The sequence below is a fragment of the Flavobacterium sp. genome (assembly GCF_024305175.1).
Classification (GTDB): Bacteria; Bacteroidota; Bacteroidia; order Flavobacteriales; family Flavobacteriaceae; genus Flavobacterium.
Window position 1 is genome coordinate 44,021 of sequence record NZ_JAMWYY010000006.1, and the last position, 21,877, is coordinate 65,897.

Annotated in this window: 17 protein-coding genes and 1 other RNA gene; 8 read left to right on the plus strand and 10 right to left on the minus strand. The window is 40.3% G+C overall.

What is annotated here, in order from left to right:
* Window positions 1-30: 30 nt before the first annotated feature.
* Together Q0K96_RS02700 and ffs are read right to left on the minus strand one after the other, a co-directional pair.
* Window positions 31-837 (minus strand): SDR family oxidoreductase, encoded by an 807-nt coding sequence (locus tag Q0K96_RS02700; RefSeq protein ID WP_297332471.1) that lies wholly within the window; start codon window positions 835-837, stop codon window positions 31-33.
* Window positions 838-906: 69 nt separating this feature from the next.
* Window positions 907-1,005: signal recognition particle sRNA small type (gene ffs, locus Q0K96_RS02705), an RNA gene on the minus strand.
* 88 nt (window positions 1,006-1,093) lie between these two features.
* Between ffs and Q0K96_RS02710 the strand changes: the two genes are divergently transcribed.
* A complete protein-coding gene (locus Q0K96_RS02710; RefSeq protein WP_297332472.1) occupies window positions 1,094-2,146 on the plus strand; it encodes a glutaminyl-peptide cyclotransferase in 1,053 nt (350 codons plus the stop codon).
* Between the two features lie 3 nt (window positions 2,147-2,149).
* Here the strand turns inward: Q0K96_RS02710 and Q0K96_RS02715 are convergent, their stop codons facing one another.
* The 4 genes from Q0K96_RS02715 to rpsA all read right to left on the minus strand — a co-directional run bounded on the left by Q0K96_RS02715 (window position 2,150) and on the right by rpsA (window position 5,568).
* Window positions 2,150-2,383, minus strand: coding sequence for a hypothetical protein (locus Q0K96_RS02715; RefSeq protein ID WP_297332473.1), 234 nt, complete (start codon window positions 2,381-2,383; stop codon window positions 2,150-2,152).
* Window positions 2,384-2,478: 95 nt separating this feature from the next.
* On the minus strand, window positions 2,479-3,036 hold the full coding sequence (locus Q0K96_RS02720; RefSeq protein ID WP_297332474.1) for a fasciclin domain-containing protein: 558 nt from the start codon (window positions 3,034-3,036) through the stop codon (window positions 2,479-2,481).
* A gap of 86 nt (window positions 3,037-3,122) precedes the next feature.
* Window positions 3,123-3,722, minus strand: coding sequence for a hypothetical protein (locus Q0K96_RS02725; protein WP_297332475.1), 600 nt, complete (start codon window positions 3,720-3,722; stop codon window positions 3,123-3,125).
* 79 nt (window positions 3,723-3,801) lie between these two features.
* The gene (gene rpsA, locus Q0K96_RS02730; protein ID WP_297332476.1) at window positions 3,802-5,568 is read right to left on the minus strand and encodes a 30S ribosomal protein S1; all 1,767 of its coding nucleotides are present in this window, start codon (window positions 5,566-5,568) and stop codon (window positions 3,802-3,804) included.
* Between the two features lie 330 nt (window positions 5,569-5,898).
* Between rpsA and Q0K96_RS02735 the strand changes: the two genes are divergently transcribed.
* Window positions 5,899-9,204: a T9SS type B sorting domain-containing protein gene (locus tag Q0K96_RS02735; RefSeq protein ID WP_297332477.1), complete on the plus strand. Its 3,306-nt coding sequence runs from the start codon at window positions 5,899-5,901 to the stop codon at window positions 9,202-9,204.
* Between the two features lie 147 nt (window positions 9,205-9,351).
* Here the strand turns inward: Q0K96_RS02735 and Q0K96_RS02740 are convergent, their stop codons facing one another.
* A complete protein-coding gene (locus Q0K96_RS02740) occupies window positions 9,352-9,546 on the minus strand; it encodes a hypothetical protein (RefSeq protein WP_297332478.1) in 195 nt (64 codons plus the stop codon).
* Window positions 9,547-9,840: 294 nt separating this feature from the next.
* On the opposite strand from Q0K96_RS02740, the gene Q0K96_RS02745 reads away from it, so the two are divergent.
* Window positions 9,841-10,083: a hypothetical protein gene (locus Q0K96_RS02745; RefSeq protein ID WP_297332479.1), complete on the plus strand. Its 243-nt coding sequence runs from the start codon at window positions 9,841-9,843 to the stop codon at window positions 10,081-10,083.
* A gap of 69 nt (window positions 10,084-10,152) precedes the next feature.
* Here Q0K96_RS02745 and clpB read toward each other — a convergent pair whose 3' ends face one another.
* Window positions 10,153-12,759 (minus strand): ATP-dependent chaperone ClpB, encoded by a 2,607-nt coding sequence (clpB, locus tag Q0K96_RS02750; protein WP_297332480.1) that lies wholly within the window; start codon window positions 12,757-12,759, stop codon window positions 10,153-10,155.
* Window positions 12,760-12,866: 107 nt separating this feature from the next.
* Here clpB and ytxJ point away from each other — a divergent pair, with 107 nt between their 5' ends.
* Window positions 12,867-13,280: a bacillithiol system redox-active protein YtxJ gene (ytxJ, locus tag Q0K96_RS02755; RefSeq protein ID WP_363317225.1), complete on the plus strand. Its 414-nt coding sequence runs from the start codon at window positions 12,867-12,869 to the stop codon at window positions 13,278-13,280.
* A 33-nt stretch (window positions 13,281-13,313) separates the two neighbouring features.
* On the opposite strand, the gene Q0K96_RS02760 is transcribed toward ytxJ, so the two are convergent.
* Together Q0K96_RS02760 and Q0K96_RS02765 are read right to left on the minus strand one after the other, a co-directional pair.
* The gene (locus Q0K96_RS02760) at window positions 13,314-17,057 is read right to left on the minus strand and encodes a transglutaminase domain-containing protein (RefSeq protein WP_297332481.1); all 3,744 of its coding nucleotides are present in this window, start codon (window positions 17,055-17,057) and stop codon (window positions 13,314-13,316) included.
* A 34-nt stretch (window positions 17,058-17,091) separates the two neighbouring features.
* Window positions 17,092-17,733: a protein-L-isoaspartate(D-aspartate) O-methyltransferase gene (locus tag Q0K96_RS02765; RefSeq protein ID WP_297332482.1), complete on the minus strand. Its 642-nt coding sequence runs from the start codon at window positions 17,731-17,733 to the stop codon at window positions 17,092-17,094.
* A 166-nt stretch (window positions 17,734-17,899) separates the two neighbouring features.
* On the opposite strand from Q0K96_RS02765, the gene Q0K96_RS02770 reads away from it, so the two are divergent.
* From Q0K96_RS02770 to Q0K96_RS02785, 4 genes are read left to right on the plus strand one after another with little or no spacing between them, the layout of a single operon-like run.
* Window positions 17,900-18,865 (plus strand): Gfo/Idh/MocA family oxidoreductase, encoded by a 966-nt coding sequence (locus tag Q0K96_RS02770; RefSeq protein ID WP_297332483.1) that lies wholly within the window; start codon window positions 17,900-17,902, stop codon window positions 18,863-18,865.
* Between the two features lie 34 nt (window positions 18,866-18,899).
* The gene (locus Q0K96_RS02775; RefSeq protein WP_297332484.1) at window positions 18,900-19,790 is read left to right on the plus strand and encodes a 3-hydroxybutyryl-CoA dehydrogenase; all 891 of its coding nucleotides are present in this window, start codon (window positions 18,900-18,902) and stop codon (window positions 19,788-19,790) included.
* Window positions 19,791-19,840: 50 nt separating this feature from the next.
* Entirely contained in the window at window positions 19,841-21,055 is a 1,215-nt protein-coding gene (locus Q0K96_RS02780) for a DUF1015 domain-containing protein (RefSeq protein ID WP_297332485.1), read from the plus strand.
* Window positions 21,056-21,108: 53 nt separating this feature from the next.
* On the plus strand, window positions 21,109-21,777 hold the full coding sequence (locus Q0K96_RS02785) for a YggS family pyridoxal phosphate-dependent enzyme (RefSeq protein WP_297332496.1): 669 nt from the start codon (window positions 21,109-21,111) through the stop codon (window positions 21,775-21,777).
* The last annotated feature ends 100 nt before the right edge of the window (window positions 21,778-21,877 follow it).

Here is a 21,877-nt window from a genome sequence, read left to right on the forward strand (position 1 = left end):
TTGTGTTTTAATTGGTTGACGGCCGCAAAACTACAATTTATAATGATTCATCAGCAATTTTTCGTAAACCTTGTCCGGCAATACTCTTTTAAGGACAATAGAAAACTTTTGCATAAAGGCGCCTACCTTATAATGCACTTTTGGGTTGGGGTCTTTCATAATGGCATAAACCGCTTCTGCCATTTCATCGGGGTTGCTGCCGGAAGTTACATGCTCGTTCATCATTTGCAGGGTGCGCCCGTAGCTTTCTTCATAAGCCGAACCCTTAACAAGCGACGCATGGTAACGCCTGTCGGCAATATTAGTGGCAAAATCGCCCGGCGCAACATTGGTAATGGTAATGCCAAAACCTTTAACCTCCATGCGCAGTGCCTCGGTTATCAGTTCAAGCGCGCCCTTAGAAGCCGAATATACACTGCGGTAGGGCAATCCCATATATCCGGCAATAGAAGTTACATTGATTATAAGCCCAAACTTTTGGCTGCGCATGTGCGGCAAAACAGCCTTCATTACTTCTATCGGGCCAAAAAGGTTGGTTTCAAAGTTATTTTTTATTTCAGAAGCGGGTATTTCTTCAAGTGGCCCTGTTATGCCTACACCTGCATTGTTTATAAGTACATCTACCCTGCCTTCAAGTTGTATCAGCTCTGCAATGGCTGCCTTTATACTTTCGGCATCACGAACATCCAGTTTTATGAGCGGAAACGGGGAACCTGCTACATTTTCAGGGTTACGGCTTGTGCCATATACGGTATAACCTTTCTCTTTAAGGAAAACACCTATAGATTTTCCCAAACCGGAAGAGCCACCTGTAATCAGTACCACTTTTTTTTCCATTGCTGTGCTTTTTGTAATGTCCAAAAATAAAAAAATCTCCGCGTGGGAGACCTCATCAAATAAAACAAAAAATGGCAAGCGACCTACATCGCACCGCTACAACCGCATACCTTTGCTGTGTTCCCACCCTGGAGGATTCTGCAGGAGCTGGTCGTGTAGGACTTGCCGGTGCAAAGATACTATATTTTTATATTTTTGCAAGGCAATTGGCGTTTTAAGAATACAATTGTATATTGCTTTAACTATAAATACAAACATGAAAACACTTAAAGTATTAGCTTTCATTTCGTTGGCAGCAGCACTAAATTCGTGTAAAGATGACGAAACGGTAAAAAATAATTTATTCAGCATAGATACTTCTGCCATGAAGCAGCAATACCAGCCGCAGGAAAGACTTTCTTTAAAGCTGGTAAACAGCAAAAATAAAGAAATTGACTCTATAGCCTATTTTATAAATGATACAAGGGCTGGCTCTGTAAAAGGAAATGCACCGCTTGACATTGCGCTTAACGGAAAAAAGTTTGGTTACCAGAATATAAAAGCGGTTGTGTATTATGATGGCGATAATGCTGAAACAACAGGGCGTATTGAACTTGTGAGTGATGTAAAGCCTGAATTGCTGGAATATGAAATTGTAAATGTATATCCGCATGATATACAAGCCTACACACAGGGGCTTGAGTTTTACCGTGACACACTTTATGAAGGGACAGGCCGCTACCAGCACTCCAGCCTGCGTAAAGTAAATTATAAAACCGGAGAGGTTTACAAGAAGGTTGAGCAGGAAGGCAGGTATTTTGGCGAAGGTATAACCGTACTTAACAACAAGGTGTACCAACTTACCTGGCGCGAAAAAACCGGCTTTATATATAATGCCGATACTTTTGAGAAGATTAAAGAGTTCAACTATTTTAAAGATATTGAGGGCTGGGGGTTAACAAATGATGGTACACACCTGTACCAAAGCGACGGCACCGAGAAAATATGGAAGCTGGACCCTGAAACGCTTAAGGAGGTTGACTATATAAATGTATATACCAACAACAGCAAAATTAAGGCAGTTAACGAACTGGAGTGGATTGACGGCAAGATATACGGCAACGTTTACCAACAGGATGCTATTGCCATTATAAACCCTGCTACCGGCGCGGTAGAGCACATCATCAACTTTACAGGGTTAAAACAGCAGGTTACCAAACATCCTGACCTTGATGTACTTAATGGTATTGCCTACAACCCAAAAACCAAAACTATTTTTGTAACCGGTAAAAACTGGGATAAAATGTTTGAAATAAAAATCAAGCAGTAATAGTTAATCCGCGCTTCGCATTTGTTTTATCCTGTGGATAATTATAAACATTAAAAAAACTGCAAGGGGCATATATTTAAAGAAGCTGCTAAGTAAACGTTGTGTATCTGAAGAGAATGTAAAGTTGTTCATAACAAGATACTCTATCAGCACAAAGGCGGCAATGAGAAGCATAAACTGAAGCAGCCTTGTAAAGAAATAGCCTATTGCCCTGATGATTGCTTTAATTATTTCCATAGTTTTAGCTTTTCATCAAAATTAATAAAAAAAGCCTCCCGCACAAACAGGGAGGCTTTCGGCTAAAATAATATATATAAAAACGGGGGGATACACTATTTGTGCATTAACACAGTGTCAACAACATGAATTACGCCATTGCTTTGGTTTACATCTGCAATGGTTATTTTAGCTTTACCGCCTTTTTCATCTATTACCACAAGGTCTTTGCCTTCCATTTTAAATACCAGTTTACCTCCCTGTACAGTTTTGGCTTCATAAGTACCACCGTTCTTTTTAATTGCAGCCATAATATCGGCAGCACTCCAGTTACCTGCTACAACATGATACGTAAGCACACCCTGAAGCATAGCCTTGTTTTCAGGTTTTAAAAGTGTCTGCACAGTACCGGCCGGCAGTTTATCGAAAGCGGCATTAACAGGTGCAAAAACAGTAAAAGGGCCTTTACCCTGCAGTGTTTCTACCAGCCCGGCTGCTTTTACGGCTGCAACAAGCGTAGTGTGGTCTTTAGAGTTTACTGCATTTTCTATAATGTTTTTAGAAGGATACATGGGCGCACCGCCCACTGTTTTTGCTTTTTGTGCAAAAGTAGTTGTGCCGCACATTAGCGTGAATGCAAAGATTGCCGCAGATAAAAATTTCAGAGTTTTCATAATTGATTGCTTTTAAGTTATAGCATCATATACGTTGACTGAAACAGTGCAGTTTTAAGCTTAAAACAGATTTTGGAAAATATTAACTATTGTAATGTAAAGAACAGAGAATCCTTAATTATCTCATTTTGTAAAAAAGTAGCTTTTGGTGTAGTTCCATACCTTACACTCCCACTGTTTAAATTTATATGCTTACTTAAAATAAGACCTAAATCTTCATTTAAATAGTAATTCGTAAAACCAGATTCTACAGTAGTTTGTCTTTTGTATTTACATTTCCTTATTTCGTATATAGTGTCATTATAACGGATAAACTTTGATGCTGAAGGTTTAAATATATATCGGTTAAAAAGGATTGAATCTTTTTTAAATTGTAACGTATCATGAAAACTTGCCTGCGCATCATAGATAAACATAACACCGTTTCTATAATAATATTTATCAACTGTAAAGTCTAACAATTCAGCTTCGTTATCGTTTAAAATATTATGTTCCAATTCGTAATTATCCTGTCTGTATAATTTGAATCTATCGCTAAATGTTATTCTTCTTAAAGGATTTGTTTGAACAAAAAATGGTATTTCCTTAACTAAATAGGTATCAACATCATTGGAAACGTTTTTTTCGTTATTACCACAATTAGCAAATATCAATGACATTATGATAGATGAAAATATTTTTTTCATATTTGATAAGTTAAATTCAAATATAACAAAAAGCCCCTCCGTTACCGGAAGGGCTTTTATTTATCAGGTTAAGAAAAGATTACTTCTCTCCTTTTTCCATTCTTTCTTTAAGTTCAGCAAGTGCATCAATATCACCAAGGGTGGTTTTCTCTGCATTGTTGTTAGAAGAGTTAGACTCTTGTGCAGTCCTTACATTTTTCTCTTCTTCATCTTTAAAAGTAGCAGTGTGCGATGCAACTACCCTTTTAAATTCTTTGTTGAACTCAATTACTTTAAAGTCGGCAGATTCTCCTTTTTTAAGTTTCTTTCCGTCTTCTTTCTCAAGGTGGCGAGATGGTATAAAGGCAACGATATCATCGTTAAACTCTACAGTAGCGCCTTTATCAACAATTTCAGATATCTCACCTGTGTGTATAGTACCTACAGCGAAAGAATCCTCATATTTATCCCAAGGGTTAGCCTGGGTTTGTTTGTGGCCAAGAGAAAGCTTGCGGCCTTCAACATCAAGCTCAAGAACTACAACATCGAGCTTATCGCCAACGTTTACAAACTCACTTGGGTGCTTAATCTTCTTAGTCCATGAAAGGTCTGAGATGTAGATTAGGCCGTCGATACCTTCTTCAAGCTCAACGAATATACCAAAGTTTGTAAAGTTCCTAACAATACCTGTGTGCTTAGAGCCAACAGGATATTTAGAAGTAATGTCAGTCCAAGGATCCTGAGAAAGTTGCTTAATGCCAAGAGACATTTTACGGTCATCCCTGTCAAGGGTAAGGATAACAGCCTCAACTTCGTCACCCACTTTTACGAAATCCTGGGCAGAACGCAGGTGCGTAGACCAAGACATTTCGCTTACGTGGATAAGGCCTTCCACACCTTCGGCAACTTCGATAAACGCACCGTAGTCAGCAATAACCACTACTTTACCTTTAACTTTATCACCTACAGAAAGGTTTGCGTCAAGCGCATCCCACGGATGCGGGTGAAGCTGCTTAAGACCAAGCTGGATACGTGTTTTCTCATCATCAAAGTCAAGGATAACAACGTTAAGCTTCTGGTCAAGCTCAAGCACTTCGCTCGGGTGGTTGATACGGCTCCAGGAAAGGTCGGTGATGTGGATAAGACCATCAACACCTCCAAGGTCGATGAATACACCGTATGAAGTAATGTTTTTAACAACACCTTCAAGTACCTGGCCTTTTTCAAGCTGCCCGATGATCTCTTTTTTCTGGATCTCGATATCAGCTTCGATAAGCGCTTTGTGAGATACTACTACGTTTTTGAATTCGTGGTTGATTTTAACAACTTTGAACTCCATAGTTTTATTTACATACTGATCGTAATCCCTGATTGGTTTTACGTCTATCTGAGAACCCGGAAGGAATGCTTCAATACCAAAAACGTCTACAATCATACCGCCTTTAGTCCTGCACTTAACAAAACCATTAACGATTTCTCCTGTTTCGTTAGCATTGATAACCCTGTCCCAAGCCTTAATTGTACGTGCTTTTTTGTGAGAAAGTACAAGCTGTCCTGATTTATCTTCACGAACATCTATAAGTACCTCTACTTTGTCCCCAACTTTAAGGTTAGGGTTGTAACGGAATTCGTTAAGTGATATAACACCTTCCGATTTTGCGTTGATATCAACAATAGCATCCCTGTCAGTGATTCTTACTACAGTACCTTCAACCACCTCATCACTGTCGGTATCTATAAAGGTTTTTGCAACTAAATCTTCAAACTCCTTCAGGTTGTTTTCATCTACCGGGTCTATACCTTCTTCAAAGTTGTGCCAGTTAAACTCCTGCAGAAATTCTTCTTTTGTTTTTGTTTGTTCAGACATGTCTGATTCTTAAATATTTGTATCCTGTGTTAACCGGGGTTTCATACGGCAGTAAACAACAGAAGTGTTTTACATTTTATAAGTTACACCTTAAGGAAACCCATATCCGCCAAAAGGTGTGCAAAAGTACAACTATTTTTTTGATATACAAACAAATAGTATGCCTTAAGCGCCACTAATACCCTCACAAAGCAGAACGTAATTACAAAATTGTTTTATATATAACTTTTAACTACAAAAAAATTAACAATGTTTTATACAGAATATTTTAATTATCTTAGTCAACGGAAAAAAACCTGAAAAATTAAGAGGGAAACTTAATTTTTTGCTATGAAACTACTTTATGACATGACAGGCACCGCCAATTGTCGTGCACATACTCTTTGTAAGATTTGTGTCCTGATACTTGTATGGTTTTTTCCGCTAACACTACAGGCACAAGAGCTTGAGCTTTCTGTTGCTGTAACCAACGAAACCTGCCCCGGTAATGGCTCGCTTTCATTTACGGTTACCAATGCCGCACCTGCACCCCCTGTAAATTTCCAGGTTTTTGCACTACCCAATACTACAACACCCATTTATAACAATACCGGTACTACCGTTAGCAACCTCACCGATGGTGACTATCTTGTAATAGCTACGCAAACTGTTAACGGCAATACAAGTACCGCAGAGCAGGAAGTTACAGTTTTAAACGAAATTGAAGCACTAGATTATCAGGTAACAAGCTCTGCCAGCATCTGTAACGACGGGGTTATATATATACAGGTAAGCCAGGGTAACCCGGTTAGCTACGAAATACTTACAGGCCCGGTTACCGTGGCACCCCAGCAATCTGATAATTTTGAAGGGCTTCCCGCAGGGGTATATTCCGTAAGGGTAATAGATGCGTGCGGAGAGGGTATTGTAAAGACGGTCACCGTACTTTCGGCGGCATCAGTACTATCTATAAGCAACGGCATCTTTCCTGATACGGCACTGCCAGCGTGCGACTTGATAACATTGAGGCATACTATAGATCCGGAAGACCCCGATACCCCAATGGTTTTACCCATTACGGCAGTTTTTACCCTATACCCGCCTGACGGAAGCGACCCTATAACCTATACTGCGACTGCGGTGGGTGCTCAGTCACCCCCACAAATGCTTGTACAAATTGAAATCCCCTTCTATTACGATACCAATTATTATTATGATGTAGTGTTTACCGACGGTTGCGGCACAACCTATAACATGCCTAATAACCTGGTACGGCAAAAACTAACTGTTGTAGGGGGCTTTGATAATGCCGGGTGCGGGTATAAATTTTTACTGCTTAACATTTTTAAGTATGTTGCCCCCTATACTATAGAGTTTACAGAATTTCCCGATGGCTTTAACCCTGAAGAGCTAAACACTGAACATCCTGATTTCTCGGGAAACCTAGTTCAGTATGGAGGTGATGGGGTACCTGTACCATATGGCATATATGAGTTTACTGTTACAGATGCCTGCGGACGCTCTGAAGATATAAGTATTGAACTGGAAGAATTTGAACCCGAGGCTGAGGCCGGCGTATTTAACAGTGATTGCGAAAACAACCTGGGCCGCACCATAATTACTGTACCTGGATTTGTATTAATTGGCGGATTAATTGTAGATGCTCCTGCAGAGTTTACAGAGAATAATGAAATGCCGTTTGATTTATCAGGTTATGTAAACCCGGATGATGCTGTAGAAATTGGCGGTTTGCCACCCGGCACCTATATGTTTGAAGTGGAAGATGATTGCGGAAACATTTATCCTAAAGAAGTTATTATACCTGATTTTTCGGCCGGTGGGATAAGCCCGATAGCGCGGCCGGATTGTACCGAGGGTTTAGGCACACTTAGGGTTGGCGGTAATTATGCGCTCACTTCTGCCATTGTTACGGTAGCGCCGCCGGAGTTTGGTACAACACCTTTTGATGCAGCCGCATATATATCCAATCTCGGCACATTATATATGGACAACCTGCCGCCAGGTCAGTATAAAGTTAAGGTTACTACTAATTGTACTGCCGAAACAGAGGTATCATCTAATGTTCCGGCATATACCGTAACAGAATCTGCGGTTGAAGTAACGCGATATTGCGGTTCATTCGATGTCGGCCTGCAACACACCAGTAATGCCAGTGTTTCGCTTTCCTTCTGGTTTCAGAAATTAATTAATCCCGAAACGGGAGAATGGGGGCATCCTACAACTAATAACATTTATACCGAAGGCATTGAGCCTACCGATCTGGACTCAAAAGAAATGATTAATGGTGAAACTTTATACACCAACATTACTACCGGTAAATTTCGTGTAATTAAAGTGTTCCAGACCTTTGGCAGCGGTGAACCTACCAAAACCTGCATTGAAGTACTTGAAGAATTTGAGTTTTATGACAATCTTGAAATTTTAGGGGTAAGCAGCCTGACCTGTGCGGGCGATATTGCCGACATAGAGGTTAATGCAGTTGGAGCCGAGCCTATGCAATACCGTATTATAGAAAAAAATGGTGATACTTCCTTTATCATAGATAACGGCAACAACAATATATTTACAGGATTAGAGTCGGCGTCCTACAAGGTAAGGGTTGACGACCCCTGCGGCAATTTTGATACATGGTCTTTTAATGTTGCCGATTTGCCATCGCTTGTGTATGCATCTACCCCGCCCGACCTTGAGCGTTGCGATGATGGGGATGATGACACTGAAACTTTTGATCTTTCTGTACAGGATGACCTTGTTATTGACGGGCAGGATATAAATAATGTAACGCTTACCTACCACAGCTCCCTTACTGATGCAGAAAATGGTACTAATGCCCTGGCTGATAATTATGCAGCAACTACAGGCACAACTACACTATATGCGAGGATAACCAGCAATGCAGATGCAGATTGTATTGCAATTACGGCTTTTGATATTATTGTGAGGCAGTTACCACAGTTTAATATGGATAATGAATGGACAATTTGTGAAGGAGAAAGTATACTTATTGTTTCTGATGCCGGCTTTGAAAGTTATTTATGGTCTACCGGGGCCACCACACGGAATATTATTGTAAGTGAAGGAGGTACTTATACTTTAACCGTAGAAAATCAATATGGATGCGAAGCTACAAATGAAATAATTGTTACAGAGTCTTCTGCACCTGAGATAGTGAGCATAAAAATAGAAGACTGGACTGATGAAGATAATGTTATAACCGTCCTTTTAGAAGATAATGCTAACATTCAAAACTTCGAGTATTCTTTAGATGGTATAAACTATCAGGATAGTAATACTTTCACGGGGCTGCCACCCGGCCCGTATAATGTGCATGTAAGAGATAAATATAATTGCGGGGGTGATGTTGGAGAGACTTTCCTGCTTACTTACCCTAAGTTCTTTACACCCAACGGAGATAACATTAATGATACCTGGAGGATAGCCTATGCTATAAAGGAGCCAAACATGAAGGTGTTTATTTTTGACCGCTATGGTAAGGTTATAACATCATTTGGTGCGAACAGCCAGGGTTGGGATGGTACCTTTAACGGCAACAAACTGCCCAGCACAGACTACTGGTTTGTAGTAGTCCGCGAAAACGGAAAAGAATATAAAGGCCATTTCTCTATGGTAAGATAATGACATAAAACTACTTATATAAAGTTTACGTATATAAATACAGCCGCAAGAACAAAATTGCATTGCGCCGTAATTAAATTTGTGTTAGACGCAAAACGGGCTGCCATTAAGGCAGCCCGTTTTCGGTTTAATATGCTGTTTTGTTATTTATGCTCTTGAATCGTCTCTTGTACGCTTTACAAGCCCTATACCAGCAATAAAAAAGATAAGGCCAACAATACCATATACAGCAGTTGTTTTTATACTGTATTCTCCTGTAGAAGTGTTGGCAAATATATATGCGGCATAAATTAAGGCTCCGGCTCCCAACACGGTAAGTAAAGCCCCGAATATTCTTTTCATGTTCATAATAATAAGGTTTTTAGGTTTGTCATACAAATTTCATCCTAAGAAAACAGAAGTCATACTTAATTTTTAAAACTTTAACTCATAAAGATTATTTAATGCTGTGAACACCTTATTATTTTGCACATATCTAAAAACCTTTATTTACTGGTATTACGTATAATATTGTAAGTCTTGTATTGCAAAATAATACTTAATTAAAAGTTATTTATTCATAAAGTACTAAGATATAAGCGTTTAAATACTGAAATTGCATACCTGTTTAAGAAACACTTTTAAATATTATTGATTATGAAACTATTATACATCTTCCTGACATTTATTGCTGCTATAGTGGGTGGTTACCTTATAATCAACGATTTTAATTTTGATAACACCTCATTCAGCAACTACCTGATAAATGCCTTATTCATTGTTTTACTATCCTGCCTTGTGCTGATAGGCATTGTATATAGTATCTCTGTAAAGAGAAGGAAAAACAGCAAGGATATCATGACAATACGGCAATATTACCAGTACAAAAGCATACGATAAAAACCTGCTCACAAAGTAAAAAAATACCTGCCGGATGGCAGGTATTTTTTGTTATATGCAACTCAATGTTCAGTTTGCTGCAATATCGCTCTGGTTACGAAATACAAGTTCGCCGTCAAAACTGTCAAGCAGTATGATACTGTCTGTAGTTACTTTACCTGAAAGTATTTCTTTAGAAAGTTGGTTCATAACCTCTTTCTGAATAACACGCTTTACAGGGCGTGCGCCAAAATCAGGGTCATAACCTTTTTTGGAAAGATAATCTATAGCTTCCGGTGTGGCATCAAGCGTAATGCTTTGCTTTGCCAGCAGTTTGGTAACCGATTTAAGCTGAAGCCTTACAATCTCCCTGATGTTTTCCTGGTTTAGCGGGGTAAACATAACAATATCATCAATACGGTTGATGAACTCCGGCCTTACTGTTTGTTTAAGCAAGCCCAGTACTTCTGTTTTGGCTGCTTCTGTGGCTGCTTCAATATCACCTTTCAGGTTCTCAAATTTCTCCTGTATAATGCCGCTGCCCATGTTACTGGTCATTATTATGATGCTGTTCTTAAAGTCAGCAAGGCGGCCTTTATTATCAGTCAGGCGGCCTTCATCAAGTACCTGTAGCAGTATGTTGAATGTATCAGGGTGCGCTTTTTCAATTTCGTCGAGCAGTACTACACTATATGGTTTTCTCCTTACAGCCTCCGTTAGCTGACCGCCTTCCTCATAGCCCACATACCCCGGGGGCGCACCCACAAGGCGGCTCACGCTGTGGCGTTCCTGGTACTCGCTCATGTCTATACGGGTCATGGCATTTTCATCATCAAACAGGTAAGAGGCCAAGGCTTTGGCAAGCTCAGTTTTACCTACACCCGTTGTACCCAGAAACAGGAACGAGCCTATGGGTTTCTTCTGGTCCTGAAGCCCTGCACGGCTGCGCCTAACGGCATCACTAACGGCTTGTATGGCTTCCTCCTGCCCTACCACGCGCCTGTGCAGCTCATCTTCAAGGTTAAGCAGCTTTTCGCGCTCGCTTTGCAGCATTTTTGTTACAGGTATCCCTGTCCATTTGGCTACAACCTCGGCTATATCCTCATGCGTTACCTCCTCTTTTATAAGGCTCTGCCCTTTCTGGCTTTCCTGTAGCTGCTGTTGCAGTTTGTCAAGCTGTTCCTGTGCCTCTTTTATTTTACCATAGCGCAGCTCTGCTACTTTGCCGTAATCGCCTTCACGTTCGGCTCTTTCGGCTTCCAGCTTATAGTTTTCTATATCCGTTTTGGTAGCCTGTATGTTATCTACCACATCTTTTTCACTTTTCCAGCGGGCATAAACCTCATTGCGTTCTTCTTTAAGATTGGCAAGCTCAAGCCCTAATGATTTCAGCTTCGCCTCATCATTTTCGCGTTTAATAGCTTCAATCTCAATTTCAAGCTGCATGATCTTGCGGTCTAAAACATCAAGCTCTTCCGGCTTAGAGTTTATCTCCATACGAAGTTTACTGGCAGCCTCGTCCATAAGGTCGATAGCTTTATCCGGCAGGAAACGATTGGTTATATACCGTTGCGAAAGCTCTACCGCGGCTATAATGGCATCGTCTTTTATGCGTACCTGGTGGTGTGCTTCATATTTTTCCTTAATGCCTCGCAGTATAGAAATGGCACTCTCTGTATCAGGTTCATCTACCAAAACTTTCTGGAAACGCCTTTCTAACGCTTTATCCTTTTCAAAATACTTCTGGTACTCATCAAGTGTAGTGGCTCCTATAGCACGTAACTCTCCGCGGGCAAGGGCCGGTTTTAATATATTAGCGGCATCCATAGCGCCCTCGCCACCGCCTGCACCTACAAGCGTGTGTATCTCATCTATAAACAGTACAATATCGCCCTCGGCAGATGTTACTTCTTTTACTACCGATTTAAGCCTTTCCTCAAATTCGCCTTTGTATTTGGCACCTGCTATAAGTGCACCCATATCAAGCGAATACACAACCTTGTTTTTAAGATTTTCAGGCACATCACCCTGAATAATACGGTGTGCAAGGCCCTCGGCTATGGCGGTTTTACCAACACCCGGCTCGCCTACCAGCATCGGGTTGTTCTTTGTGCGGCGGGACAGAATCTGCAACACACGGCGTATTTCTTCATCACGGCCTATTACCGGATCAAGTTTACCGTCATTTGCAAGTTGATTCAGATTTTTGGCATATTTGTTTAGTGCATTATAGGTTTCCTCGGCACTGGCCGATGTTACACGCTCACCCTTGCGCAGCTCGTCTATGGCTGCTTTAAGTCCTTTTTCGGTTACGCCCTGGTCTTTAAGTATTTGTGCTACCTTGCTCCTGCTGTTAAATATAGCAAGCAAAAGGTGCTCTACCGATACAAACTCATCATTCATTTTACGGGCAATGTTGCTTGCCTCGTTAAGCGCTGTGCCTGCATCGCGCGAAAGCGACATGTCGCCCCCCTGAACTTTTGGGAAGCTTTGCAGGGTACTGTCTAAAACCTGGCTGAAAAGGCTTACATTTACATTCAGTTTTTTAAGCAAAAACGGCGTTACGTTTTCATCAACTTCAAGAATAGCTTTTATTATGTGTTCATTTTCTATCTGTTGATGCCCATAGCTTTGCGCTATTTGCTGTGTACGCTGTATTGCTTCCTGTGATTTTATAGTAAAATTGGCAAAATTCATATTCTGATTGTTTAAATTTGATATGAGAATTTCAATTAATATTCCAATAAGTAAAATCTGACTTTTTGACTGTAAAATAGCTGTATTTTAGCAACTTAGCAGTCAAAATGTCGCGTCAACACTATAATATGGGCTTTTTAGATAATATTTTCGGAAATAATGACAGTAAAGTTACTTCATCTGAAACGGTAAAGTGGAATGAATTAACAGAAATACAACAACTGGAAGCTATAGTGGCAGAGTCTTTTGATGTGCCTGTGCTGGTATTTAAGCATAGCACACGTTGCAGCATAAGCCGCATGGCATTGCGCAATTTTGAACGCGAATATGCCATTGAGGATGATAAGCTGAAACCTTACTTCCTTGACCTTTTAGAGCACAGGGACATCAGTAATGTAATTGCAGCTACGTTTGGCGTGACCCATCAGTCGCCGCAGGTTGTACTCATAAAAGACGGAAAAGCAGTTTATGATGCTTCGCACAGTGATATTGAAGCCGAAGATATTAAGAGCAGGTTATAAAAGAAACGGGCACCAATGGCGCCCGTTCTTTTTCTATTTAAAACCGATAATCTCTTCTTCTGTTGCCAGCACATCTTCCACATACTTTTTATATTCCGGATAGTCGGCTGCTTTTATGTTATCCCATGACAGCTTAACGCTTCGGTTAATTTTAAGGGTGTTAGGCCCTGTAAGGTTATAGCTTATTGTGTACATATGCCCTTTAAATTTAAGCTCTTTGCCCTGAGGTACTTCGGTAAATTTCTTGCCCTGCGGGATATTGATAATTACCTCAGTATTATACTCATTAGCATTTTCATAAGCAGTATAATCAATATCATAGTTACGTTTTTCATTGGCTATAATATCGCGTGTATAAACCTTGTCGATGTATGGCACTTCCATAATTTTAAGGCTGCCCACTGACTGTAGCTTTTCTGAAACCGAAAACGTATTTTCAAAAACTATTTTATCGGCATATTTATCATTATTTATAAGTTTTACAGATTCTAAAGATATTACTTTGTTAAGCCTTGAGTTTATATCTTCTTCAAACTGCTTTTTCCTTACATCTTCTGTTGTTGCTTCAGAAAACAGCTCATTGTAATAAGATTTAGTTGCCCCCTGAATAGTGTGGGTGCTAACAACACGCTTACTGTTATCATCTACATTTACAACTGTAGTAGTTGAAAGTACATTTTTAAGCGCGTTCGTATTCGGGATGTTGATGATAGAAGCCTTTTCGTTTTCAGCCTTATCAAAAGATACTACCAACGCTTTAGCCTCATATAACGACAGCGGCATGGCCTTAAATGGCATATAACGGTTTGTCAGCTCTATAAAATGTTCTTTACCAGCCATGTTAACCTTTACAATACAGTGGTTAAAGTTGATAGAAGGCAACGTTAATGACTCTGTACCGTTATCGGCCGTAAGTACTAAAACAAGGTTTGCTTTAAGTCCTGCCTTTTCTGCCATGGCAACAAAAAGTGTAGAAACGTCTTTACAATCGCCAAGTTTTGTATTAATGGTTTTAGACGGCTTTTGGGGTACATAACCACTCTGCCTGAAATCGAGCGAGCTGTAAGTAATATTATCTTCTATATACTTATAGATACGGTAAGCTTTTTCTTCATCAGAAAGTTTAGATGCACCTTCAGAGAAAATCTGGGCATAGGTTTTCTCTGCCACCTTATCCATCTTGATGTTCTTCTTTACAAGGTCGGCATACCAATTAGCAATATCGCCCCAGGTTTTAATGCTGCTTACCTGTACCTGGTTGGCAAGATCATAGTAGTTTGGCGCATAATTTTCGTAAAGCGGCATTGTAGGGATGTTTTTCTTTTCCCAGCTTATGTAGTTACGCCCGTTTACTTTGCTTGTTTTAGCCGGTATGGCACCGTTTAGTACATTTTGTGCAAAGGTTATTTCATTTGGCGAAATAATACCGAAAATAGTTTGCTGCGACGGATATACGCCGTTAAAATAGTATGTACTTGTAAAATCTTTAAAGAAGCGCCCATAGCTGTTATCGGTGTTTTCATACTCAAGGTATATAACATCCTTAACATTAAGATTGGTAAACACTACCGTGCTGTAGTTACGCTCGCCAGGCACGATTGAGCCATCCGGCTTTACAATTTCGGCCTTAATAACATTTAGGTTGTTTCCGCCAATACTGTACTCTTTCAGTTCCTCAACACCGTTTTCGGCAGTAACTTCATACAGGTACACAGTTTTGGTTTTCCTGCTGCCTTCGGGCAATACATTAATAATATACTCATCTAAAAGTATATTTACGCCATAATCATTCTGCATACCTGAGTTCCTGCGCTGTTTAATAACATCATATAGGTTTTTAGTACTTACCTGCTCTATCTCGTCCGGAACCTTAGTTATAGCATATAAGGTTTTGCGGAGTGATGAGTTTCCGGCATTGTATACAAGTGACTGCCTGAACATATCTTCGGCTTCTTTCGTTTTTTTCAGGTAGTTGTAACCCATACCTTTCTCCTGCATCATCCTGAAAGAATAAGGAAAGTTCTTTAAAGCTGTATCGGCATAATCTATAGAAGCCTGATAATTATTTTCGTTATTAGATATTTCAATTATATCATCATATACATAGTTGAAATAAGGGTAGCGGTTGATATAGTTCTTTACAAGCTGCTTTGCATCTTCTTTCCTGCCTACAGAGTTATAGTAGTTTATAAGTACATTTTGTGCAGATACACTTTCCCTTGTTTTAACAAGATTCTCCATTATAGAAATGGTTTTTTCTTTATTATTCTTAAGGGTAGAATACATATTTGCAAAGGTTACCGTAAACATTTCGTTACTGTGCGACTTGCTTAAAAGTTCTTCTATTTTTTGCAGGGTAAGATCTACATCAGAGTTTCTTGAGGCAATCAGGTAGTCAAACAAAATACCATAAAGTTCAGATTTTAGTTTTTTGGCTTTATCACGGTACTCTTCAAGTTCCTTAATATTACTCTCCCTTACCCAGTTGCCATCCTGAAACTTTTTCACTATACTGTAGTAATAAGAAGGGTCATTAACCAAAAGCGTCTTGTTTATTTCCTCAACACCCTGTTCATTATCCATAAGGTTATAATAGTCTATAAGCTTTACTTTAAGCATTGAGCTTTCAGGATATTTTTCAGCAAGCTTTTCTATTACATCGTGTGCTTTCTCTTTTTTGTGATTGGCTATATAAGCATCGTAGAGTAATAGCGTATGAAATATATCGTTTGGCTTTGCCTTAAGCTTTGCTGCAAGAAAATCTTCAAAAGCAGGGTTAAGCTCTGTTGCGTTTAACGACTCCGCAGTAGATTTTACATACGGCCTGTAGCTATTAGCATACTGTAAGCCTGACACTTTTTTACCGGCTGTATCGCTTAAAGCGGCATAAAAATAATCAGTTCCGCCGGTTGTAGAAGATTTTATAAGCAGCCTGCTGGTGCCTTTTGGCAACCTGAACTTTATAAGATAGGCATTCAGGTCGGTCCTGTAGGCTTCATCATTATAATATATCTCAGTATCATTTACATATACTTTTATCGGGCCGCTGGTACCCAGGTTAAGCACCACATCCTTATCAGCATCAGCATCTATAAAGGTTTGAGCATACATAATACCGTTGCCGTACTCGCTCTCATTCAGGTAAAAATGATAGCCTTCATTCTGCGGAATGGCAGACACATACCAGTTAACTATACCATTGCTGTTGGCGTTAAACTGCTTATCATTCTTTGCATAAAATTCAGGCTCATATTCAGTGTCAAGCCCGCTGTTGTTCATGTTTTCAAAAACACCGCAAAACTGCCAAGTATTTATAACATCAAGTTTTTTGATGCCCGCATTATAAGCATCAAAATTTAACCTGTGCCTGTCAAAAATGGCTTTTGTATATATAACATGGGGCATGTCTTTAAACTTATCTACACCTGCCACGTAGTCAATTTTGTTATATGTAAGCTCATCATAGCCTTCGGTATTAGGGTTACCTACCGAAAATTGTTGGTACCAAACCGGGTACAGGTAGTGCTCGCTGTCTTTAAGCGCGGCCATCTTTTTTAAAAAGGTTTCATCAAAATAGAGCTTGCCCATTTGCTGGTCTATCAGTGCATCAAGCACCAGGAGCTCCATATCGGTGTCCATTTTCTTTTTCAGGGTTTTGTCAAACATTGCCCGTGCACCGGCCCTGTCATTTTTCAGTAAAAGGTCCCAAACCTTGTTACTGTCCTGTGCATATACAAATGCCGAGAACAGCAGTAGCAACAATAAAAGTTTTTTCATGGTAAATTAAAGGATGGTATAAATAATTGATTAACTAGTTCTTATTTTCAAGCAACGGCACAAACCTGAAATCTCCAAATTCATGCTTTTCAAACTGTGTTTCTGTTTTGCGTATCAGCAATGTCATAACCTGTACACTCTCGCCAACAGGTATAACCAGCCTGCCGCCAATTTTTAGCTGTGCCATTAGCGGTTTAGGTATAAACGGCGCACCTGCCGTAACTATTATACTATCAAACGGGGCAAAATTGGGGAGGCCCTTATAGCCATCGCCAAAACTCAGGTGCTTGGGCCTTATGCCCAGCTTGGGTAATAGTAACGATGTGGTTTTAAAAAGCTCGTTCTGGCGCTCTATGCTGTACACCTTGGCTCCCATATTGAAAAGAACAGCCGTCTGGTAGCCGGAGCCTGTACCAATTTCCAGTACTTTATCTTCTTTTTTAACCTGTAAAAGCTCTGACTGAAATGCAACTGTATAAGGCTGTGATATGGTTTGCCCCGCACCAATAGGAAAAGGCTTGTCCTGGTAGGCATACTCTTCAAAGCCCGACTCCAGGAATAAATGCCTGGGTATTTTGCGGATTGCCTCGAGGACATTCCTGTCTTTAATACCTTTTTGTTCTAAAAGGCTTACCAACTGATTGCGTAGCCCCTGGTGTTTTGCTGTGTCTTTCAATGCGGGAAGTTTTCAGGGCTAAAAATAAGGAAGAATTAAGCAAAAATGCAAACCCGGTGCAAATGCTTTTGCCATATTTGAAACAATGCAGCCGCATCACCATTTTTATGCAGGTTTTTGCTTTTTCAGGGCAAATAATCTTATTTTTGTTAAAAATAATTTCAGTATGTTAAAAATCGGAGTATTGGGTGCAGGACATTTAGGAAAAATTCACCTGCGTTTGCTCAATCAGTCGCCAAAATATGAACTGGTGGGTTTTTATGACCCTGACAGCAACAATGCAGATAAAGTGGCAGCAGAATATGGCTACCGCAAGTTCGACTCGGTAACAGCGCTTATAGAGGCTGTAGATGTAGTAGATATTGTTACCCCTACCCTTTCGCATTACGATTGTGCTAAGGAAGCCATCACGGCAGGAAAGCATGTTTTTCTTGAAAAGCCGATAAGCAACACAGTTGAAGAAGCCGAAGAGATTATAACCCTTGCAAAGCAGCACAACGTTAAAGGCCAGGTTGGGCATGTAGAGCGTTTTAACCCCGCTTTTATTGCCACCAAGAACATGATACAAAACCCCATGTTTATAGAAACGCACCGCCTTGCTGAATTTAACCCGCGCGGTACGGATGTGCCGGTGGTACTCGATTTAATGATACATGATATAGATGTAATACTAAGCGTGGTAAAAAGCAAAGTAAAAAATATACATGCCAGCGGGGTCTCTGTAATAAGCGATACTCCTGATATTGCCAACGCCCGTATCGAATTTGAGAACGGGTGCGTGGCTAATCTTACATCAAGCCGCATTTCGCTTAAAAACATGCGTAAGTCGCGCTTCTTCCAGAAAGATGCCTACATATCGGTAGATTTCCTTGACAAGGTGTGTGAAGTAGTTAAAATGAAAGATGCACCGGAAACACCCGGCGATTTTGATATGATACTGCAAAATGCAGAAGGCATAAAAAAACAGATCTATTTTGAAAATCCTGAAGTGCAGGCCAACAATGCCATACTGGATGAGCTTGAAACATTTGCCGACGCCATAAACAATAACACAGACCCTGTTGTTACCCTGCAAGACGGCACAGAAGCACTAAGGGTAGCATACCGGGTGATAGACTGCTTTAAAAAGTAAACGACACAAACAAGAAACAAACGATATACATAAAATGAAAAACATTGCAGTTATAGGTGCAGGAACAATGGGTAACGGTATTGCCCACGTTTTTGCACAAAGCGGATTCAACGTAAGGCTTATTGATATTTCTGACAAAGCGCTTGAAAAAGGTATGAATACCATAGCCGCCAACCTTGACCGTATGGTGGGCAAAGGCACCATAACCGAAGATGACAAGCATAAAACAATTGGTAACATAATTACCTATACCGATGTTAAGGATGGTGTGGTTAATGCCGACCTTGTAGTGGAAGCCGCTACTGAAAATGTGGACCTAAAGCTTAAAATATTTAAGGACCTTAATTCATTTTGCGACGAAAAAACCATACTTGCCACTAATACCTCATCAATATCTATTACACAGATAGCTGCCGTAACTACAAGGCAGGATAAGGTTATCGGTATGCACTTTATGAACCCGGTGCCTATCATGAAGCTGGTAGAGATAATAAGGGGCTATAATACATCTGACGAGGCTACAAAAGCCATTATGGAGCTAAGCGAAAAGCTGGGCAAAGTACCTGTAGAGGTTAACGACTACCCGGGCTTTGTAGCTAACCGCATATTAATGCCGATGATAAACGAAGCCATAGAAACCCTGTATAACGGTGTGGCAGGCGTTTATGAAATAGATACTGTAATGAAACTGGGTATGGCACACCCGATGGGTCCGCTGCAACTGGCCGATTTTATAGGGCTTGACGTATGCCTTTCTATACTTAATGTAATGTATGATGGCTTTAAGAACCCTAAATATGCGCCGTGCCCGCTATTGGTAAACATGGTAATGGCAGGCAAGCTTGGCGTTAAGTCGGGTGAAGGTTTCTACGACTATTCAGAAAGTAAAAAGGCTGAGAAAATCTCTGCTATGTTTACAAAATAATCTTATAAAAATTTAAATCCCCTGCCCCATTCGGGGTAAGGGGGCTTTATATGGCAAATATCATCCCTTTTAAAGCGGTAAGGCCCGCACGAGATAAAGTAAGTCTGGTAACATCACGCTCGTATGACGATTATACCACTGCAGAGCTTGCCTCGCAACTGGATTATAATCCTTTTTCTTTTCTGCATGTGCTGCACCCGGCATATACCAACCTGCAAAAAATTTCGACTGATACCCGCTTTAAAGGTGTTAACCTTAAGTATGAGGAATTTAAAGAGCAGCAGATTTTTATACAGGAGCCGGAGCCTGTTTTTTACCTCTACGAAATTCAAAGTAAGCAAAATACCTATACCGGTATAATAGCAGGAGCTTCTTTAGAAGATTACAGGAATAATGTAATTAAAAAACACGAAGACACACTGTCTTACCGGGTTGAGTTCTTTAAAGATTACCTGCATGAAACAGGCTTTAATACAGAGCCGGTACTGATAACCTATCCGCAAAACAATGAATTGCAGGAGTGGATTACCAATTATAAAAAAGAACGCCCGCTTTACCTGTTCTCTACCACTAACAGGGATAAGCATACTCTTTGGCGCGTAACAGATACAAAGGTAATAAACTGGATACGGGGGCAGTTTGCACAGATGGACAGCCTGTATATTGCAGACGGGCACCACAGGTCGGCTTCTGCCAATAGCCTGTATGAGCAGGATAAGGGTACCGGTAATGAGAACCTCAACTATTTTATGAGTTTCCTGATTGCCGAAAACGACCTGAAGATATACGAGTACAATCGGATTATACACGATCTGAACGGCTTAAGCAAAACCGATTTTTTAAATGCCCTGCAAAAAGATTTTATTATAGAGAACCGTGGGCAGGAATTGTGGAAACCCGACAGGAAATACAGCTTCGGTATGTATCTTGACGGGGAGTTTTATGCCCTGCATGTTAAAGACACCAACTACGCATCGGTTTATGATGCGCTGGACGCACGCATACTATATGACAAGGTGCTACATCCGCTTTTAGCGATTAGTGACCTGCGAAATGACGAGCGTATAGAGTACATACCCGGCAGCAGGCCCATAACCAACATTAAAAAAATGGTGGACGAAAACGGCTTCCAGGTAGGCTTTATGCTCTTCCCCCCTACTATAGAAGAAGTAAAAGCACTGGCTGATAACAACGAGATTATGCCTCCAAAGAGCACCTATATTGAGCCTAAGTTCCGGATTGGATTAGTAATTTATGAACTCTGATAATTTGAATGCAGAAGTCAGAAATTAGAAACTGTAACTAAAAAATGTGAATGATGTCAATTTCCGATAACCTTCTAAAAATAAAATCCTCTCTCCCAACGCATGTTACTTTGGTAGCGGTTAGCAAGACCAAACCTGTTGAAGACCTGATGGAAGCCTACAATGCAGGGCAGCGTATATTTGGTGAGAACAAAATTCAGGAAATGACCGAGAAGTGGGAAGCAATGCCAAAAGATATTGAATGGCACATGATAGGCCACGTGCAAACCAATAAGGTTAAGTACATGGCGCCTTATGTAAGCCTCATCCACGGTGTTGACAGCCTGAAGCTGCTGAAGGAAATTAACAAGCAGGCTAAAAAAAATGACAGGGTAATTAACTGCCTGCTGCAAATGCACATAGCCGAGGAGGAAACAAAATTCGGGATGGATGAGCAGGAGCTTAGCGATTTGCTTTCTTCAGAAGAATTCAGCCAAATGCAAAACATAAAAGTTACGGGGCTTATGGGCATGGCTACATTTACCGACAATGAGGCTCAGATAAAAAAAGAATTTACACACCTCAAAACTATTTTTGACAGGCTACAGCAAAAGCAGTCAACTGTTAACTGTCAACCCTCAACTTTATCTATGGGCATGAGCGGCGATTACCGCATAGCTATTAATTGCGGCAGTACTATGGTGCGCATTGGCAGCAGTATATTTGGCAGCCGCAATTATTAGCGCATAGCTCACGGTAAAATGTGGTAAGATATTTGTAATTTTGTAGATTAGGTGTCTGTCAAGACATTAAAATAATTCTTACAAATATATTTTTCCTGTT